Source organism: Rubripirellula obstinata (genome assembly GCF_001642955.1).
GTDB lineage: Bacteria > Planctomycetota > Planctomycetia > Pirellulales > Pirellulaceae > Rubripirellula > Rubripirellula obstinata.
Genome location: NZ_LWSK01000037.1, coordinates 29,879 through 50,742 on the forward strand (window position 1 = coordinate 29,879; position 20,864 = coordinate 50,742).

Annotated in this window: 8 protein-coding genes; 4 read left to right on the plus strand and 4 right to left on the minus strand. The window is 54.6% G+C overall.

The window, feature by feature from the left end; all coding sequences use genetic code 11:
- Positions 1 to 35: 35 nt before the first annotated feature.
- Entirely contained in the window at positions 36 to 4,880 is a 4,845-nt protein-coding gene (locus tag RC85_RS11365; RefSeq protein ID WP_068262590.1) for an Ig-like domain-containing protein, read from the plus strand.
- On the opposite strand, the gene RC85_RS11370 is transcribed toward RC85_RS11365, so the two are convergent.
- The 4 genes from RC85_RS11370 to arfB form a co-directional block, all read right to left on the minus strand.
- Positions 4,877 to 5,512, minus strand: a complete 636-nt coding sequence (locus RC85_RS11370) for a response regulator transcription factor (protein WP_068262593.1) — start codon at positions 5,510 to 5,512, stop codon at positions 4,877 to 4,879. The two genes, RC85_RS11365 and RC85_RS11370, sit on opposite strands and share 4 nt — an antisense overlap.
- Positions 5,513 to 5,586: 74 nt before the next feature.
- Complete coding sequence (locus RC85_RS11375; RefSeq protein WP_235033224.1) at positions 5,587 to 6,993, minus strand: sensor histidine kinase; 1,407 nt, start codon at positions 6,991 to 6,993, stop codon at positions 5,587 to 5,589.
- A gap of 11 nt (positions 6,994 to 7,004) precedes the next feature.
- The gene (locus tag RC85_RS11380) at positions 7,005 to 7,739 is read right to left on the minus strand and encodes a UvrB/UvrC motif-containing protein (RefSeq protein WP_068262596.1); all 735 of its coding nucleotides are present in this window, start codon (positions 7,737 to 7,739) and stop codon (positions 7,005 to 7,007) included.
- Positions 7,740 to 7,861: 122 nt separating this feature from the next.
- Positions 7,862 to 8,290 carry an alternative ribosome rescue aminoacyl-tRNA hydrolase ArfB gene (arfB, locus tag RC85_RS11385; protein ID WP_068262597.1) on the minus strand — a complete coding sequence of 143 codons (429 nt, stop codon included), beginning with the start codon at positions 8,288 to 8,290 and terminating at the stop codon, positions 7,862 to 7,864.
- 872 nt (positions 8,291 to 9,162) lie between these two features.
- Between arfB and pilM the strand changes: the two genes are divergently transcribed.
- The 3 genes from pilM to RC85_RS11400 all read left to right on the plus strand — a co-directional run bounded on the left by pilM (position 9,163) and on the right by RC85_RS11400 (position 20,527).
- The gene (gene pilM, locus RC85_RS11390; RefSeq protein ID WP_149752762.1) at positions 9,163 to 11,394 is read left to right on the plus strand and encodes a pilus assembly protein PilM; all 2,232 of its coding nucleotides are present in this window, start codon (positions 9,163 to 9,165) and stop codon (positions 11,392 to 11,394) included.
- 166 nt (positions 11,395 to 11,560) lie between these two features.
- Positions 11,561 to 18,472 (plus strand): hypothetical protein, encoded by a 6,912-nt coding sequence (locus tag RC85_RS11395; protein ID WP_084422575.1) that lies wholly within the window; start codon positions 11,561 to 11,563, stop codon positions 18,470 to 18,472.
- A gap of 27 nt (positions 18,473 to 18,499) precedes the next feature.
- Entirely contained in the window at positions 18,500 to 20,527 is a 2,028-nt protein-coding gene (locus RC85_RS11400) for a serine/threonine-protein kinase (protein WP_068262604.1), read from the plus strand.
- The last annotated feature ends 337 nt before the right edge of the window (positions 20,528 to 20,864 follow it).

Genomic DNA, 20,864 nt, shown 5'->3' on the forward strand with positions numbered 1-20,864 from the left:
CGATTGTTTCACCGACACGTTTTCAAAGATTCACGATGCCTGCACGACCCGGTCGTTCACTCGATAACCGTCAATCTCCGAATCACCAATCACTTCGCGGACGGATTAGTCGCCTGCTTGGCGGCGGTACGAAATCCGGTTTGAAAGCTCCAGCGGATGCCAAACGTGGCCGCTTGCTGCTGGAATCTTTGGAACAACGGCAATTGATGGCCGGTGATATGGACTTGCTCTTCACCGATGCAAATCCCGCAGCAAATCCCGCGACGTTGTCCAACGATTCGAGCAACACGTTGCAGGTTGCCAGTGCCGCCGAAGGCGAAGCAGCGCCGGATTTGGTGCAGTTTGCCAGAGACTTGGCTGCTGCGGGCGTTGATTTCTACGGTGCCGATTGGTGTCCCGCATGCACTCAACAGAAAGAATTGTTCAGCGACGGACGCGACGATCTGCCTTTCATCGAGGTCACCAATCCTGACCAAACGTTTAATTCGATCGCGACTTCACAAGGGATTACTCAGATTCCGACCTGGGATTTCCCATCGGGCCAAAGGCTGACCGGCGTTCAAACGCTGGAGGCGCTCAGTACCGCGTCAGGCGTTCCGATTCCCGTTTCGGATCAGCCATCCATTGATCCGATCGGCGATTTGACCGTCCGTACCGGCAGCCCGCTGCATGTGCCGATCGACGCATACGATCCAGGCGACGGGCCACTGACGACGACAGTCACCGTGGCCGATCCATCGTTGTTGACGGCGACCGTTCTGACCGGCAATCGATCGCTACGGCTGGATTTGGCTGGGTATGGCGACATGGTCTTTGAACTGTTTGAACAGCGTGCGCCCCGCGCGGCAGGACGCGTTGCTGACCTTGCCGATGAAGGATTTTACGACGGGATCATTTTCCACCGAGTCGTTGATGACTTTGTGATCCAGGCTGGCGACCCGACGGGAACCGGAACAGGTGGTTCCACCCGAGGCGATTTTGATGACGACTTCCATCCAGACTTGCAACACAACACCGAAGGCGTGCTGTCGTTTGCCAAGTCGTCGGACGACACCAACGACTCGCAGTTCTTTATTACCGAAGTCCCCACACGGTTCCTGGACTTCAATCACTCTGTGTTTGGGCAATTGGTCGAAGGCTTTGATGTTCGCGAAGCGATCAGCGAAACCGAAGTTGACAATTCATCCAGCAATCGCCCCACCAACACGGTGACCATTGATTCAGCAAGCATTTTCAACGACACAGAAAACTCTGTCGTCATGCTTAGGCCGGTTGGCAACGCGACTGGAACGACAACCGTCACCTTCACGGTGACCGATGCCGACGGCAATACCTTTTCAGAAACCGTGACGGTAACCGTTGAAGCTGACAATGCGAACAGCCAACCGTTCTTGAACGAAATCACCAATCCTGCCGCCGTCGCTGCCGGACAGACCGCTCAGTTGCAGTTGTCCAGCATCGATGTCGAAGGCGATGCGGTGACCTACTTTGCATCCACCAGCAGCACCAATGTATCGGCGTCCGTCGACGCGACGACTGGCTTAGTCACCGTCACGCCGGTTGATGGTTTCACCGGAACAGCCAATGTCAATGTTGGCGTCCGTCCCGGTCCTGGGGTAACAGGAAACGGGTCCGGTGATTCTGACAATCAATCGGTTCCGTTCGTTTTCGAAACTCAAACGACCACGACCGCACCAACCAGCGTCGATTTGTTGGCGACCAGCGATACCGGTTCTAGCAACACGGATAATATCACCAACGCCGGATCGCTCAGTTTTCTTGTTTCCGGCGTCGTCGATGGCCAAACGGTAGAACTTGTTGACACCAACACCGGCAGCGTCATCGGAACGGGTAACGCCACCGGTCAAACAATCACCATCACGACCAACAACATCGCAACGCTAGGCGATGGCACCTATCCGATCGCGGCAAGATCAGCCGTCGGCAATGACGTCAGCAATTTGTCGCCTTCGATCGCGGTGACCTACGACGACACTCAGCCCGCGTCGGTCATTAGCAGTGCCGCCCGAACGGGTAATGTCGGACGAGCGTTCGTCACCGACTTGATCAGCGTGGAAGAAGGCAGCGGTTTAGTCTATTCGTTCACCGCCGCACCGACCGGTGCAACCATCGACGCGACTTCCGGCGTCATTCAATGGACCCCCACGGCGGCTCAACTGGGCAGCAATTCGTTTACGCTTTCGTTGACCGATGCTGCAGGAAATACTCGAACTGAAACGTTCGATGTTGCCGTTGCCGGTACGCCGCTGGCGGAAATTCGTTTGGAATTGACCGACCTGCAAGGCAACTCGATCAGCTCAGTCGGCGTGGGCGACGAATTCCTGCTCAACTTCATCGGCGTCGATGCACGTCGGTTTACTCAACCCGGTGTTTTCGCGGCCTACGCAGACATCTTGTTCGACAGCAATTTGATCCAACCGGTCCCCGGTTCCTCCATTGAATTTGACCCTGATTTTTCGGTCGTTCCCAAGGGAACATTTTCACCCGGTTTGATTGACGAACTTGGCGCTGTCATCAACCGAAGCGTTGCCACCAACGAAAGCGTGAACCCAATCGCAACCGTGCGGATGCAAGCACTCGCGGAGGGCACCGTTAACATCATCAGTGAACCGGCGGACGAAAGTAACAGTGAAACCTTGCTGTTCGGAGTCGATGAACGAATTTCAGCAGATTCGGTCGCCTACGGCGTCGCCACGCTTGCGATCGGCCAGAGCTTTACCGTTGGAAATGACACGTTCACCGTTGCCGAAGACTCTGGTTCAACCGCAATCGATGTGCTTGCCAACGATTCGATTGTTACCGGCGGCGGATCTTTGTCAGTCGTGTCGGTCACCCAGCCTAGCAGCGGCGGAACCGTTTCGTTGGCCGGTGGCGCGGTCAACTTTACGCCCGATGCTGACTTCTTTGGTGCCGCCGCATTCACCTACCAAGCACGCAGCACCAGTGGTGCCGTTCAAACCGCCAGCGTCACCGTGACTGTCACGCCGGTGAACGATCCGCCGACTGGCGTGGCCGACACCGTGACCGTCGATGAAAACTCCAGTGCAAACATTCTGGACGTGCTCGCCAACGATAGTATCAGCCCCGACACTGGCGAAACTTTGACCATCACCGCTGTGGGATCATCAACCGCAGGTGGAACGGTCACGATTCAAAGCGGCGGCGAACGAGTCATCTACACCCCGGCCGCCGGCTTCGTCGGCAACGACACTTTCACGTACACGGTTTCGGATGGCACATTGACCAGCGAAGTGACGGCAACCGTGACCGTGATCACCGCGGACAATCCGCCGACGGCCGTTGACGATGCGTTTTCGATCACCGAAGACGCCGCCGAAGCAGCATTCGATGTGCTGGGCAACGATACGCGTGACACCGACAACGAAGCATTCACGTTGACCGCAATCGGCAGCACTTCCGCAGGTGGAAATGCGAGAATCAGCAGCGACGGAACTCAGTTCTTCTACACGCCGGCTGCAAACTTTAGCGGCACGGAAGAAGTCACCTACACGATCCAAGACACCGGCGGTGGTGCATCCATCGGAACCGTGACCTTTACGGTAACAGCCGTCAACGATCCGCCACCCGCGTCGGACATTTCGTTCCAGTCCAACCGAGGTGCCGGGGAACAAGTTGTGGTCACGCTCGCCAACCAAGTCAACGTGGACCTCGGCGAAACGCTGACCTTCTCGGCCTTTGACAGTGCCACCACTGCGGGCGGTACGGTTCGTCAAGACACGGCCAGCGGAACTCTGTTTTACAGTCCACCGTCGGCCGACTTTACCGGCAGCGATTCGTTCACCTACACTGTCGCTGATGGCAGCGGATTGACCACGACAGGAACCGTGACGATCGACGTCACGGACTTCATCGCTCGAACGATTTCTTACAACTTGTCGGTCAACCCAAGTTCGTTGAGTGCCAGCTCATTTCGCTTGGTCGGTACCGATGCGTTGGGCGCAGCGGTAGACGTCGCTGCAACAGCGAACGGAAGCTCGCTTGATTTCGCAGATGTGCTGCCCGGAAATTACTCGATCGAAGTGCCAGCGATTCCGTTTTTGCAAAACGGTAGCGAGCCGAGATCAATCGCGGTCAACAGTTTGCCCGACGATGGTGATGCTTCGATCCAAAGCGATCTGGGCCGCCTGCGTCCCGAATTCATTTCGATTCGCGACTTCCTGCGATCGACGCCTCGCCAATCAATCTTGGTCGCTGTCGCGGATGGGCAAAGCGGAATCATGACCACGCCGACCAGTGCGGTTTCCACCATCGAAAGCCCCGTGGTCGAACTGGATTCCACCGGAGCCAACTTGACGATCCGCGGAACTCGCACCATTGCCGCCGATGGAACGACGCCTGCCAGCACCGAAGACGTTCAAGCATCGATTGCAACGTCGGGAAATTCAGCGGTTCAGCAGCGTGGCGAAGTCGATGGGTTAAAGCTGTTTAGGATCAATGTGGAACCGGCCGCAGTGACGTTTTCAAACCAATCAGTGACGACGTCAACCAGCAACACGTCATCGAGCCCAACCGTTGCTGCGGTTTCAACCCAAAGCTCGATCAGCACGGGAAGTACCGCAGCCGAAGGTGAATCGTTTGCCGCCAGCTCAGCGGTTCAAGCCGATGTTTTCAGCCCCGCACCAAGCCAAGCAACGGCCGCTGAAATTCAGCGAACTCTGGATCCTGAAAGCACGATCGATTCGGAACCTGCCGCAAACTTAACATCGGCTGAATCGCCTAATGATGTTGCGATGCAGTCGGTCGCCGATGAGTTGACCATTCAATCGTCAACCGAAGATACCATCGCCCAACCACGCTCGCTAAGCGAAGACAACGTGGACGGGCTGTTGAGTCTCTAATCGTCGCTGCCATCATCGTCAATCAATTCCGGCATTGCCGGATCTTCGGGGGCTCGCTTGCGGAGTTTTCGTTGGAGTGATCGGCGGTGAATCCCAAGCCTGCGTGCGGCTTCAGAGATATTGCCGCCACAATCAGAAAGCACTCGATGAATGTGTTCCCATTCATTGCGTGCAAGCGATGGAGCAGGGAATGCGAGGGCGCCTTCGGGGACCGACGGATCTTCACCGCGCACAAACGCACCAAGAATGTCGTCCGTGTCGGCGGGCTTACTTAAAAAGTTCACCGCCCCGGCGCGAATCGCGTCAATCGATGCGGGAATGCTTCCGAAACCCGACAACATGATGATTCGGGTCGTGGGTTGCATCTGCAGCAACTTGCGCAGCAGTTCCAATCCGCTGCGACCGGGCATTCGCAAATCCAAGACCGCCAAGTCGGTCGGTGACCTTTGGAAGACGGCGACCGCTTCGTCGTAACTGCCCGCGGTTTCAACACGAAACCCTCGCTGCTGCATCGCCATCGAAAGGCGTTCGCGAAGCACGTAGGTATCGTCCACCAAGAAAATGCTTTCGGCACCAACCATTGCCGCATCGTAAACGGTTTCCGATTCGGTTTCCTGATTATTCAAAACCATCCCTTTTGCCGACGGTTGTGGTGAAGAATTCCCGCAGTCGTATCGTACCAGCTAAGCATCGAAATTTGATTCCCTCAATTGACCGGGCCAGCAGAAATTGCATCGAGTTCGTTCGGATTTTGAAGCGGAATCGTCACGACCGCCTCAGTCCCAACATTAGGCTCTGTGTTAAACTGCAACCGTCCACCGAGTTCAGAAATAACATTTCGCGTCAGCGATAAGCCCAGACCAATACCGCGTCCAGGTTCCTTGGTCGTGAAAAACGGGTCTAAAGCACGCTTCAAAATGTCATCGTTCATTCCTGATCCCTGATCGATTACACGCAATTCAAGAGATCCGCTCGCTAAACGGGGAACCAACCGAACGCGTCCATCGGGTGGGCTGGCATCCAGACCATTGTGAACAAGATTTCGGACCGCCTGCGCAACGGCCTCCTGCGGAACCCACAATCGCGTCGATTCAACGGATTCAAGGTTGTCTGGCACATCGACGCGATGCGGGTCTCGAATGCCTTCCAAGGTCGTGTCGATCAGATCGCCAACGGTCGTTTGCGCCCACCGCGACGCCATCGAATCCCCAGCCGCGTTGCGCATACGCTGCAGAACTTGCCGGCAAATTTCAAGCTGACCATCAATCAATCTTAAATCAGTGGTAACCGAGTCCGGTTTTTCACATCCGTCCAAATGCCGCGACAATTCCCGAACGATGACATCGATGGTGGAAAGCGGTGTCGCTAATTCGTGTGCTGCACCTGCCGCCAAAGTCGTTAAACTCTCCAATCGATGGGTGGCATCACGGGCGGCTTGTGATGCGAGTAGTTTCTGTTGACTGCGTCTTAATTCACCGGCGGTCCGAGTCACAAAATAAGTCACAACAATCGCACAGCCAGAAAAAGCCAGCATCAACCCAAGGCTTTGCAGCCGAGTTCCGGTCGCGATCGGCGAACTGATTCCAGGAATGGAGGGTGCGACGAGCAAAAGCGTCGCGTAGCCCATGATCGCACCGATGGCCAGAACCCAGGTCGCTTGTCGCCGAATCATCACGCCGCCGACAGCCAGATTCACGAAGTAAAAAAAACTGAACGGGTTACTCGCACCGCCACTTAGGCCAAGCATCGCCGTCAGCGTCGCCAAGTCAACCATCATCAAAGCCAACGCGACCCATTGATGCACATCGGACTCTTCATCCAAACTTAGCTGTCGATCGACTGGAATGTTCTTTGATTGCTCGGGTGCATCGAACTCACCAAAGTCGTGCCTGGCTTCGCGTCTCAACCACCACGCGTAGACCATATTGCTGACTGCTGTTAGCCCGACCAAGCACAACAACGGTGTAAATCGCATTTCAAGCGACGTGAAAAAGATCGTTGCAAGGATCGTCAACAATTGCCCGACGACCGCGAACGATCTCAGGTACAACAACCAAGTAGATGAACCAAGTCGGGCTGGCGAGATCAGCGAAAAGGTTCCTAAATCAGGCAAGTTGCTTGGCCCTAGTTTTGGTTTCGCTTGCTCAATTCATCACGAAGCTGCGCCGCAAGTTCGTACTTTTCTTGTTCAACAGCCGCCGTCAATTTTTCTTTCAAAGTCTGACCGACCTGGTATTCCGATCGTAAAGATTCACGAAGCTCAACCAACCGAACAACCAACTCGTCGGTTTCAAAATGCTCCTCCGCTTCGTGCTTGATGAAAAACTCTCGCATCGTTTCCAGACCACTGGTAATCGCTTGGACAGCATTCTCCGCAGTGTCTTCTTCCAATTCGCCCAACGCCGCCGCCTGGGTTCGGTGGAACAGCACGAACGGACGATACTGTTCGTGCGACTGTGACCAATCTTCTTCGGGACTAACTTTGCGTGAAACATCCATCAGCCGCAGCGTATGGTCAGCGTCCATCACGGCGCGGTGATAGTACTGAAGCCGCAACCAACAAATGCGACGATGATAGAACTGCATGAATTCGCGGTCGACTTCACCGCATTGGTCTTCGTCTAATTTAAACTCCGCGTCCTCCAGTCGCCGTTGCTGCAAAAGTTCCAGCATTGATTCGTGTCCGTTGATCAATTCACCGTCGGGCCGGCCTGTGGTTTCCAACTGCAAGACGCCCATGTCAACGCGCATCTGCAAAACGTCTCGACCGTCTTTGCCTTTCACCATTCGCACGTTCAGCGTGTCAGGGTCGAACTTCCATTTCAACAGCAAGTCGTCTAGGTGAGGTGGCTTTTTCATCAGTCCATTCAGCAGGCTAGTTCTTAATTTTGTCAGTGTCGAAAGGCGAGTCTGTTGCCTTCCGTGCGAGTATAGCAGGGGCGTCGATAGAGAGAAGGATTGCCATTTTTTAGCTGGCAAACTCAATCACCGGACCAGTTTGATTTTCGCGATTGTTTTTTCTGCGACTGGCGGTTTTTCTGGTCCAAACGTCGCCGCTGGCTGGATCGTGATGGACGCGTGGCTTTGCGTTTTTTTGGGGCTTCCTGGCAATCCAGCAGCATGTCGATCAGCTTTTTGCGAGCATCAGCAAGATTTCGTCCCTGATCGCGGTACTTTTCGCTATGCAGCACCAATTCGCCTTCGCGATTGATTCGGTTGGCGTAACGAGACAGAAAACGGCGTTTCCATGCAGGATCCATCTTTTCACAGGTCGATGGCGTCCACCGAAGCGTCACCTTCGAGTTTACTTTATTGACGTTTTGCCCACCCGGTCCACTGCTGCGCGCAGCCGACATCGTCAACTGACTCGACGGGATCGTAAATCGGGCGCTAACAAATAAATCTTCCATGAACCCTAGAATACCCTCGAATCAATCCGCTGCCAGATCCTCAAAACTTTCAATAAGTGTCCACGTTGTGAGCCGCGACGCGTAAGCGGCCGGGCCTACCCCACACGCCCACTGCCTTAGGAACGTAAGACTTTTTATAGTCGCCTTTCGCTCGGGACGTCGCATCAGTTACTGCGTGCTAGGCCCGGAGGGCCGGCAGCTCCCTGCCGGGTGCGAGAGCACCCGGATGGCTGCCACACATCAATTCTCTGTCTCGGTTTCGCGGCTACGCCGCGAAACCGAGCCAGAGAATTGGTTACAGAGAAAAAGTGAGAGATAACGCTGCCATCCGGGGATTTACATCCCCGGCAGAGAGCTTCCGTCCCGCCGGGACTATTCACGACGGCAGTAATTAATACGTAGTCCCCTGCGAAAGGCGACACTTATTCCCCGCTCTTTCCTAATCAATGCACGACCGCGATAACCGGTGTGGTTGCACGCATCGCAGCCAGCGGGAACGCGGCACGAATCAATCGGCAGACCGTAGAAATCTTGTCCATCACAAGATTCCGAAGCGCAATCACACAACACCCGCAGCAAACGCCGTGAAGAGTTTCTAAATTGTTTAACCGCGTGGGCATCGCCCCGCGCGCTGTGGGGCCAGCACGACGCGCGGCGCGATGCCCACGCGGCTTAACGAACTAATCCGTGTTTTCCGGGATCGTTCCTTAGGTTTGTAAGTTCCAAATTCCGAAGCCGCAAAAGATAGCTTTTGTGGTTCGGTGAGCCTACGCAAAGACGGTAAGGATGCGATGAAGAGTTCGTGAATACCCTTAGTGTTAATCTTTGATGAAGCAGATGCATTGACGAAGTTGCTCGTTAGAATTTCGGGCATGAGCACTAAAGACATGGCAGCCGTCGGCGTCGTTTGCGCCGCTTGTGATCAACCGAATTCAGCCGAGGCCAAATTCTGTCGCGGGTGTGGGCACACTCTCTATGAACCCTGCGAGAAGTGTGTCCAGCCTGTTTTGCTGGGACAAAAGTTCTGTGGCGGTTGCGGCGCGGATCTTGATCAGATTGTTGCGAAGAAACAGAAGCAGTACGACGAAGATCTCGCCAGTGCGGTCGCGGCTGCGAAGGAGTTTGAATTCGAGACATCGCTCGGGCTGCTGCAGCGTGTTGCCGAGATTCAGGATTTTCGATTTCGAGCGTCCGCAGAGGCTGCACAGAAAGCAGTCAGTCGTGTCGTTGAATTGCAAGAGAAGACCACCTCCGCAACCACTGCCAAGGTCGCACAAGCGCTGGCCCACCATCAAGCCGGCGAACTTTCGGATGTCGTACGGTTGCTCAAAGATGTACCCAGTAAGTTGCTGGATGAGGAAACGCGAAAGATCTATGTCCAATCGGCCGGCGTGATCGAGCAACTGAAATCGCTCGAACAAGAGTTTTCAGCAGCGAGCCGAGATAAGAACTGGGTGCTTGCCGGTGAATTGGTTCACCAACTGCAAGAGGCGTTGCCCGAGGATCGCATGTACCAAAAGGCATCCACCAAAATTGCCGCCAAACTGTATGCAAAAGCGGAGGCTTTGTTTGCGGCACAGAAGTACGATGCTGCTGGCACGCGTCTGGCATCCATTCCGCAGCGAAGCATGACGCCGGAATCAGAAAAACTGATTGAGTCGATCGAAGCAATTCAGTGGTTGAAGTCCACGATCGAGTCTGAACCATTTGCGACACCTACACTCGGTCGGTTGGCGGTTCGATTGTCAAAGTTGGTTCCCGACGCCCCTGACGCCCCTGGTTTAGTCAAGGAAATTGCAAAAACTCTCAAAGAGTCTCGCCGCCATCCTCGCAATCATCTGCCGCCTTGGCGTGGTAGCAATTCTGCGTGGACCGGCGGCGATTTGCAGTTCTTTACGCGGCCTACCAAGATCGAATTCGACGAAGGAAATGAGTTGCTACGCACCAAACTCGGTCGTTTTAGCGTGGCGATCGGGTTGGCGATTCAAGGATTGGGAAAAGCGAGGATCACTGATGAATACTCGATGCAAAAGAAGAAGAGAAATTTGTTTGGACGAAATCAGGATCAACCTTGCTGGGGAATTGACGTTGGCTCGCACAGCGTCAAAGCCGCACGTTTAGAAATGATCGGTGACACACTCGTCTTGGCTGATCTCTTCTATCAAGAACTCGACACCGGCAACATCAATGTTGGCGGCGCACAAAATTCGTATGACCAACTTCAGCCCGCGATGGATGAGTTCAAGAAAGCTCATGACTTGGAATCCTGCTTGGTCTGGGCAAACTTGCCAGGGTCCGAGGTGACAACGCGGTTTGTGCGGCTGCCACCGGTCGATGATAAAAAAGCATCCGAGCTGATCGATCAAGAAATTCGCGATCGAATTCCGGTGCCGATGGACGAGCTGGTCATTTCTCGATCTATCGCAGCGTATGACAAGGAAGACTCCCACGGCCGCCCGTTGGTGTTTTCTGCGGCCCGGAAGATTGCAGTTGAAAAACGCTTGGAACTGTTTGAGCAAACGGGCATTAAGCTCGATGGCATGCAAGCCGACCCCAACGCGATCGTCAACTTAGTCGCTTGGGAATTCGCCGATCAGTTGTCGCCCGCCACATTGGAAGACGTTCCCGCCAATGATTCAGAGGCAGTGAAAAGCAAAGCCGCATCGACGCCAAAGAAAAAGCTTTGGGGAAAGAAACAGGTCAAAGCAGCCGCTCGTTTTGATGATAAGACGCCTGCGATTGCGTGGGTCGATGCTGGTGCGGCATCGACAACCTTGCTTTACGTTTCAGATGAAACGCACTGGTTTTGGACGGTAGAAACCGGCGGGGACAATTTGACCAGCGCGCTAGCGAGAACGTCGAAGAAAACACACGTCGAAGCAGAGTCGCTGAAGGTTCAACCGGAACGACTGGAACGTTCTGCGAATGACTTCAGTTCGATCGAGTTGAAAATGGACGAAATGCAATCTCGGTTTCAAAAGATTGCCGAAGATGCCTTGAAACAGAACGATCGCTTTGACGTTTTGGAGACCTATGTTTCCGGCGGCGCGGCATTGACGATGGGTTGGATGCGTCGATGGGCTGGCAAGATGATCGTCCGGTAAATCCGGCGCGAAGAATCGGTTAAGAGACGGTAAGAATTGTCGGAATCGGTATGCGGAACTTGGTGCGACTTTTATCATGCAGCCGTTCCAAGATAGGGTGGATTCAGCCGCGTTAGTTGAGTTCGCTAATTAGAAATCCCAATGCTTCTCTTAATGGCGATTGTCCATGAACCGTTCGCGGTGTTTCTGTGCAGTTCTTGCAATCCTAATGATCAGCGGGTGCGGTGGCTCCAGTACCGCTGATCGTTTTCAGCAGATGGCCGAAGCCAGGGCCGCAAGGAATCGAGCGGACAAGGCCGAGGAAGCGGAAGCGAAGAAGGCGGCTGCGAAGAAAAAGCCTGAGCCAAAGATTGAGGCAAAGGCCGAGCCGCCGCAGAAACAATCGCCGGTCGTGACGCCCGTTAAAGCCACTGCAAAGTCTACCGCCGAAACCAATGCTGCATCCGCTGCGTCGCCACTGGAATCACCTGACGACTTGATTGGGAAACTGCCGATCCGCAAGGAGGTGTTGCAGATTAGCAAGGGTGCCAAGACGGTGGCCTACGCGGGCGAAAGCAAAACGGTTGGCCTTTACGACATTAAAACCAAGTCGCTCATTCGGAAAATTTATAACCCGCATTTGGATCCTTTTTCGATCGCGATTGGTGATCAAGGTAATCGGATGGTGGTCGGTGGCACCGACGGCAGCTTCAAAGTGTTCTCGCTCGAATCCGTTGATGGGCTCGATCGTTTCCAACAAAACCGATTGCGTCGTAAGGATTCGTCGCTGCCTCGCAAGGCTCACGACAGCGTTGTGACATCCGTTGCGATCAGCGAATCGGCGCAAGTGGTCGCCACCGGCGGGGCCGATGGAACGTTGAAAATCTGGGCCGACCATCAAGACGAACAGACCTTGGAATTGAGTTTGCCGCCCGGCGAAGAGCAGACGGTTTCGCTAATGAGTTACCAGGACGATCAAGTCTTGTTCGCCGCCTCAACGACCGGGGTCACGTTTTGGTCAATCGCTCAGCAGCAAACAAAAGGCTCTGATTTCAGCGAACGTGATTTCGAGAATCCGCCCACATTGATGGTGCCCGGCGCAGGCGGCAAAGGTTTGGTCGTCGGTGACGCCGGTGGAGCAATCACGCAGTGGGTTCCCGAGGAAGGGCAACTGAGCCGTAGCGATTTTCGCGCGCACAGCGATGCCATCAAGGCAGTCGGGTTTACCGAAAAGGGACGCGCGATGGTCACCGTGTCGGGATCCGGCGAAGTCGGTCAATGGTCATTGCCGATTCAGTCGCAGCAAGACATTGCTTTGGTCGAACCAGCGAAGTTTGTCATTCCGTCGGCAACCGCATCGTTGGTCGGTGTGCCCAGCCGATCTCGCAATCTTGATTTGTACTCACTTGCCGACGGATCAGCCGTCCGCCGTCACGTCTTGCCAGGCAAAGCCAGCTCCGGCGACACGCTGGTCAGCGGTGCGATTGCCGAAGACGGTGAAACAGTCATCTTGGCGTCCGACAAAGGCGTTGCTTTTTTTCAAAACAGCGATCGCAAAACCATCGCTTCGATACGGACCAGCGACGCGATCGAGTCGATCCAAAATTTGCCCTCGACCGATTCAGGCGAGCAACGCCGGTTTGTCTATCGAACTGCCCGGGGCAGCATCGGTGTTGGCAACTACCCGTCCCCCACACCGCGGGCGCTCGCGACGCAAGTGGCATCGGTCCAGGCAATCGACCCCACTGGCACTGTGATGGTCAACAGTCGCGGTGCCGATTTAATTGCTGTTCGATTAGACAAGGGATCAACTCTGGCCGAAACCCGCGTCGTCGAATCTGAAGTTGGCAAGGTCACCGCGATCGCGATCACCGGCGAACAAGCGATCCTGGGCACCGATCGTGGTCACGTGCTGCGGTGGGATATTGACGGACGCGACGGCGAACCCAAAGTCGTGGGAAGAGACATCCACCAACACCCTGTTCAATCGATCGGTATCAACGGCTTTGGTCATGTGGTGTCGTGCGATACGTCGGGAACGACCGTTCAAACTGTTTTGAGTGACAACCGTTCGCAGCAAGTCACGGTGTCCGACGACAAAAAAACGATCTCGGTGACTTCGAACGAAAACCAGCAGTCGCTCATCAAAATCAAGTTGACCGAAGCTTCAAAATGGACGACGTTTCAGAAAGGGGAGCGTGGCTTAACAATGATGGGCGGGACCGATGATCCGCTGATGGTCACTTTCCCCGATTTCGATCTCCAATCCCGGCAATCGCAACTGCGGACTGGCATGATTGTTCACGCTGAAACGTCCAGTGATGGTCGATGGATGGTGGTTGCCAATGATCAGGGCAAGCTTTGGCAGGTCGATCGCGATCAAACGATCAACGAGTTGGCGGTCGGCAAAAAAGCGACACCGCTATGTGTGTCCAACGACGGCAAGCTGATCGCGGCGTTCACTCACGATGGTCAACGCAGCATTCAAATTTTGTCATTGTCGAAAAAGAATGACGGAAAACCCGTCGTCTTGCCGACCGAGTTATCCGCTGCGGTCGCTGGTGTTTGGTCGGCTGATGGAAAGTCCGTCTTGTTGGCTCTGCCCAGCGTTCTGCGCAGCGTTCTGGCCGGCGGCGAGATCGCTGAAGTGGAAATACTAGATTCGCAGAAGCCGACTGTTGGCAAGACTCGCATCTTTGCAGCGGACGAAGGCATCACGGTGGATGACAACACACAGTTGATCGCGACGAAGAATCGTTTGCTGGTCATCGGAGATGCAGGCAAGGCACGGTTGATCGATACTCTTAGCGGTCAGACCATTGGATCGATTGAAAACAGAATCGCGACTGCGGCATCCTTTGACGGTCGGGCGATCATCGCTGGCACCGAACAGGGTGAGCTGTTGGGCATTGATGCGGAAAACGGCAGTCTGAAAACCATCGTGGAGGGTCTGGGGAAAATCAAGTCGATCGCGACTGGCGACGCAGTCGTGGTGGCGTCCGATCAAGGGGACTGGTACACGATCGACCCGCGACGTGGGATCACGATCAGCAGCGATCGTCGGCTACCGACCCGATGGTTAAATCTATCGATCGGCAACGATGGAAAATTGGTTTTGCTGGATGCCGATGGAAGGATCGAGCGTCACCGCGTTGGCGGGATCACCAAAGCACCATCCTCGTTCCCCTTGCCCGAATCAAACACGGGCGTCGCGGTGGCTGGCGAAACCGTCTGGACTTCGCAGGGTTCGGTCGTTCGCGTTCATCGCGGTGACGGCAAGTTGAAAAAATCGTGGAAAGTGACGGATGCCAAAGTCGCCGCGATCACGCCTCATCCGATCGATGCCGCCGCGGCAGTCATCGATTCCGAAGGACAGTTGGCGATTGTGGACGCGCCCTATCGAGTTCGCCGCGTCTCGCTTCCCAGGTTAAACACACCTGCAACTTCCCCTGGTGCTGATGCTGGCGAATCCCCGGGGCCATCGTTGGTGTGGTCCGGTGACGGTGAACTGATCGCGGTTTCGACTGCCAAACGCATCGTCATCGTCGATGCCAAAACCGCCAAGATTCAATCACAATACGGGCTGCCTGGTTTGGGATGGTCGGTGATCGCATGGACCGACCAGGGATTGCTGTTGAAAGACCCCAAATCCAGGTTGATCAGCATCGATGTGTCTAGGCTACATTGGCAATTCGATAGTCCTTCGCCGATCACCGCAATCACACTTGGCGAAGCCGTCGATCAAGTCATCGCGGTGACACAGTCGGGTGAAATGATCCGTCTTGACGCGGCCACGGGAAAACCGATTAGCCGTGTGTCCGTCGTTTCATCAGCGATCAAGTCCGTTTCGACGCTGCGAAGCACGGGTTCAACGATTCTGTTGGACAATGAAAGTCGGATTCATTTGGTCGACGACGACAATCAAACCGTCCAACTGCCAATCGAAACGCCGCTGGGATTGCGATCGATTTGTGGTGGCGAAGACGGACGGCGGATCTTTGCAGCGACAACCGACGGGCAAGTCTTGAGCTGGTTGATTGGCGATTTGGAAAAGCCAGCCAACGTGGTTTCCTGTGACATCGCCGCCGACCGTATGGTTGCCATTGGGAACGATCATTTACTGGTCAGCGGCAACAATGCGAAATCGATGGCGATCGTATCCGCGTCATCAACGATGAACATCGTGCGTCCCAAAGGGGGCTCGATTGTCGATGCATCGGTGTCACCCGATGGAACTTTGGTCGCGATGGTCGATGGTTCCAGCACGATCGACTGGGTTCCCGTCGCCGCATCGACCGATGGCAAAATCGATGGCAAAATCGACGAAAAAACCGACGACGGTCGCGACCGACAAACCGTCTTGGATGAGTTCTTTGTCCAACGCGTCGGCTTTAATCCCAACGCTACCGCACTGATTGCGATCGCTGAATCGCGAGGCGTCGGCGGCAAACATCATCTGTTGGTTTTGAGTCCTCGTTCGGGTAAACCAAAGGTCGACGTGGAATTGCCCGGCGAGGCCGTTGGGATGAGGTTTTCCGCTGACGGTAGCGCGGTGTTGTTACGATTCTCGGATCAACGAGTGGGCGTTTACGAGTCGTCCACTGGCGAGAACTTGGAAATGGTTGGCCCGATCGAAGGGCTTCAAACGGCTAGTTTTTCCGAAGATGCCGCCAAGTTGTTGTTGGCCAAACGAGACGAGGGCGACGCCAGTGTGCTGGTACAGCCGCTTTCGGCGCTCGGAAAAGTGAAGTCGGGTGACACCGCGATCGTGTCGCTTAGTTTTCACAGCGAAGGCAAGTATTTGTTGTCCAGCGACATGGCCGGCAGCTTGTCATTGTGGAGCCGAGCTTCCATGGCCAAACCGCAAGCGGTCTTCCGGGGTGCTGAATCACCGATTGCCCAATCAAGTGCTTCGAACGACGGACGTTTCGTTTCGGCCGTGTATGAGGACGCGGAAAATTCTGTCTACGTTTGGGATATCGAAGCCGCCGGCAACAGCGGTGGTGAGATCGACCCGTCGCTGATCATTCGCAGCGATGTGCGAAGCACGTCGGCCGCATTCACATCGGATTCTGATTTCTTGCTGATCGGTGGCAGCGATGGAGCGATCCGGGCCTGGGATTTATCAGAAGATCGCGAGGTCGCCACGTTCAAAGGACATAGCGGGCCAGTGGTCGACATTGCAGCGCTGGCCGAACCTGGTCAGTTTGTCAGCGGAGGGAGCGACAAGTCGATTCGGTCATGGCGTTTCCCATCGTCGTTGCCGGCCAAAGGTGCCGCGATCCCGCAAGGAGCACTGGCCGACAGCACCAAGGTCGACAATGTGCCCGTGCCTGAGGCGATCAGCGGTTTGGCAAAGGACGATCCTTTTGATGCCGCGCGACAGGCGTTAATTTCCGGAGCGAAGACGGCCGACGTTTTGGAATTGATGAATGTTTCGGACGATGTAAAAAATAAGATCAAATCCACGATCGCGTCAGTCATGCAGGGCGAAAAAGGCAGGCGAATCAGCGCCAAAGAGTTATCGAGTCGCCGTCGCCAATTGACGAAATCTCAGGAACGTTTGACGCCGGCAAAACAATCTGAAAACCTTTCAATCTTTGCCGATGGTTTCAGCAACTTGGCGTTCGTTGGTTCAACCAATTTTAAGTTTGGGTTGGACAAAAAGTTTCGACCTGTCGAACTGTTGATGTCCGATCGATTCCTCTACGCGGCCAGGCCATCGGATTCCAGATCTAAGCGAAGAAAGAAGAAGAACGAAGACGACGTCGAAATCGATTACGGCGACAACGGTGCGCTGCTGAGTTGGGACTTCAAGTATTCTCGCCTGCAGGCACATGCTTGGTCGATCGAAGACTTGCAGGTTCGCGATCTGGTGTCGCTGCCCGATTCCGCGGGCGTGCTGACGGTCCCACAGATGATGCTGTTTTCACAGAATGGTTCGTCCAGGTTGATCGGCAATGTTGCGTCTTGGTCGGTGAGCGAGCACCCCAATTCGTCGGATCAATTTCTAGCGGTCGGTTCAGCCGGGGCGATCCGCGAAGAGAGCGATATTTTGACCATCTATGACATTGGTGATTTGTCAAAGGATCAAATCGTGCCCTATTCCCAGTATCGCAGTTACGAGGGCGTGGTGACGGCAATGGCATTCGCCAACAATTCGCCCTACATCGCGTTTTGTGTTCGCGAGCGAGCGGTTCATCGATTGTTCGTCGCGGATATTCAGACGTTGCAACTTCAAAAGCTGGAAGAGGTCAACCACAGCAAGCCTTGGCTTGATGGAGGCGACGATGAGCAAGCTGCTACAAGGAATACCGACGCAGCAGTCGGGATCAATGCATTAGCGTTTTCGCCCGATGACAAAATGTTAGTCGCCCACGGTCAGTACTCTGATGAACTCTATAAATTCAGCAGATGGGATATGGCTTGGGATGGAACCGAGTTGATCGATTTCAGAAAGTCACGCAAAGAACTTAGCAGTGAGGAAGGTCCGTTCTTTGATGATTCCGGGAATGAACCCATCAAGTTTATTTCGCGAGCACTTCGCGAAGATGAACGTGATCCGAACGATCCAAACTGGCAATCCAAACGTACCGCGGGACCATCACCAAAGATCATCGTTCGCAATCGTAAGGGCTTTCACGTCGTCAACCTTAATTCAGCGCGCGCCGAACGTGTCATTCCTTACTTAAGTACTCAGCAAGGCATGCCGGAGCATACGATCAGTGATGACGGTCGATGGCTTGCGATGGGTGACGACAACGGGAAAGCGTTCATCTACGACCTTGATCAAGGCGACCGTTACAGCGTTACGATCGATTCTGAATTGGAATCAATGATTGCCGACCGCACGCACGCACGCCCGGAAATTCCCGAACGGCCCGCCCACTCTGGCCCAGTCGTGGGCCTTGCGTTTTCTAAAGCGGACCCGGGCCAAGACTATCCCGCCTTTATTTCAACCTTTGGGGAAGAGAACAAAGTCAAGGTTTGGGAATTGTATCCCATTTTGGATCCCAAACTCGGGCTGCGGTCGCGACATTGGGTCGATCAGATTAAGCCAACTCCTCGGCCCCATTCGAATCGCCGTCGCAACAAATAGAAATCAACTTCATGGATCAATCCAAGCATGTCTTCCACCAGCAACGTCTATGCTGAATTGCTCGGACTACCCGAGTCGACGATACGGCCCTGCTATTTCGAGTTGCTAGGCCTCGATCGCGGCGAGGGCGATCCGCGAGTTATCAAAGCAGCCTACTACCGACGCGTCGCGAAAATGAGTGCGAGGCAAGATAAGGGATTATCGGAGTCTTATGAATTGCTGTTGGTCGAACTCGCCGAGGCGCGAGATTGTCTGATGGACGAATCAAGCCGGAAGGAATACGGTCAGAATCTAGCGAAACGCGCCGGCGCAACACCCACGCCCAAGCGTAGCAGCGAAGAAAAACGACAGGCACGAGCCGAGCGAGAACGGATCCGAGAAGCTTTGCGTCATCGTCGAACAAATGCTTCGGAACCAGCGACTCCATTCTCGATCGCCAAGGTTGCTGCAGTGGACGACGAATTGAAATTGAAAGAACCTGCGTCCAATGTCCGCAAAAGAGCTGACGCGATCAACCAAGGGAAAAGAAGCCAATGGACTGGCTTTGAGGATCCTGGCTTTGAGGATCTAGGGACAGAAACAACGGGCGTTTCCGCTAGTCCCAAGAAAAGCCTAGCATCCAGCCCAAAATCATCGTCAGGATGGGATTCAGATTCAAAGGAGTCGTTTGATACCGCCTCGATCGCTGTTGCGCCGATTCGACCGCGATTGATTGATCGCTTCAACCCAATTCTGTCGCCGGCTGAAATGGTTTCGGCGATGCTCGGCAATCAAACGCCCACTGACTTTCAATCGAAGGTTTTGGATTCGGCAAACCCGTGCTCGTTGGTATTGGGATCCTACTTGATCGAAACTCAACTGCATTCCACGTCTGCGGTTTGCGTCGACGACGGCTACCAAGTTGACGGTGGTCTGGATCAGCGGAGCGCCGGTTGGGGGCCAGTGTATCTAGCTTCTCGAATGAGCGATGGCCACCGAGTAACGATTCGAATCTTGCCGCCAAATTTTCGGCAGGAACTGACGCCGCTACGGCACTGGGTCAACAAATCAAAACAAATCGACTCGCCCGTCGTGTGTCATGCGATCGAGTCTGGTCGCGATGAAAAACGGATCTTCTTGGTCAATGAATTTATGCCGGGCGAGGATCTGTACCGTCTGATCAATCGCATCGGGCCGATGTCGTTGGGGCAGGCAATGCATGTGGTCATCAGCATCATCGACTCATTGATTGCTGCGAAGAACAAGAACCTGACTCATCCAGAGCTTCGGCCTGGTAAGGTCATCGTTGATTCCAAGGGGCGAGTCTCCGTGCGAGACTTTGCCCTGGGGAACTTGATAGCCGCGAGAAAGCAAAATCAGCCTGATCCGATGCAATTGGTTCACGTGCTGCCGGCGGATCACGTACAGTTTTCTGCGCCCGAACGATTCCGAAAAGTAGGCAAGGTTGACGATCGAGCCGAGATGTATTCGCTTGGTTGCATCTTGAGGTATCTGTTGACCGGGCGTCCGACATTTGAGTTGACTCAGTCAAACGCAATCGTTGCGGCGCACCAATCCGAACCGATGCAACCGGTCAGCAAGCTTCGCCGCGAGATGCCGCCCGAGTTGGATCTGCTGATTCGACGCTTAACGGCCAAGGCTCCTGAACAACGATTCTCGGATTTTGATCAGGTCAAGAAGTCGTTCATGGATGTCTGTCGGCGTTGGCAATTAACACGACCAACGTCCGCCGATTGGTTGGCCGTTTCGTCCGTCGCACCCGCTGCGGCTAGTCAACCCATGAAAGTCGGTCGTTGGCACAAAGGTCGGTTGATACGATCTGTGTTGCTCAGCAGCGCCGGAGTTGCTGCCTTGCTAGTCGGCGGAACCATGGCTTTCCAGCATTTAGAATTACCATCGAGCGGAACTTTTTTGGGTTCCACCGATGACGATGCAGCGATAAAACCCAAGCCAGTGACCAGCGAAGCAAAACCAGTCGGTCCGCGGGTGATACGAACTCAAGAATCAGCCGTTGTTCCAGTGGTCGAATCCGTGGATGCATTTTTATTAGACTAAGGAAGGTACGACTTTTTATAGTCGCCTTTCGCTCGGGACGTCGCGTCAGTCACTGCATGTTAGGCCCGGAGCGACGGCAGCATCCTGCCGGGTGCGCGAGCACCCGGATGGCTGCCCCACATCAATTCTCTGTAACCGAGCCAGAGAAAAAGTGAGAGATAACGCTGCCATCCGGGGATTTACATCCCCGGCAGAGAGCTGCCGGCCGGGCTGATGAAAATGCGTCGCTGTCAACTTGTCACGACCCATGAAAGTAGGCCGTAGCGAGCCATAGCGAGTTACGGCGGTGCGCGCATTGCCGTAACTCGCTATGGCTCGCTACGGCCTACGTGCTGCC

Coding starts and splice junctions, on each gene's coding strand:
- RC85_RS11395 (WP_084422575.1), top strand. CDS start 11,561: ATGAACCGTTCGCGGTGTTTCTGTGCAGTTCTTGCAATCCTAATGATC.
- RC85_RS11380 (WP_068262596.1), bottom strand. CDS start 7,739: ATGAAAAAGCCACCTCACCTAGACGACTTGCTGTTGAAATGGAAGTTC.
- RC85_RS11370 (WP_068262593.1), bottom strand. CDS start 5,512: ATGGTTTTGAATAATCAGGAAACCGAATCGGAAACCGTTTACGATGCG.
- RC85_RS11365 (WP_068262590.1), top strand. CDS start 36: ATGCCTGCACGACCCGGTCGTTCACTCGATAACCGTCAATCTCCGAAT.
- RC85_RS11400 (WP_068262604.1), top strand. CDS start 18,500: ATGTCTTCCACCAGCAACGTCTATGCTGAATTGCTCGGACTACCCGAG.
- pilM (WP_149752762.1), top strand. CDS start 9,163: ATGAGCACTAAAGACATGGCAGCCGTCGGCGTCGTTTGCGCCGCTTGT.
- arfB (WP_068262597.1), bottom strand. CDS start 8,290: ATGGAAGATTTATTTGTTAGCGCCCGATTTACGATCCCGTCGAGTCAG.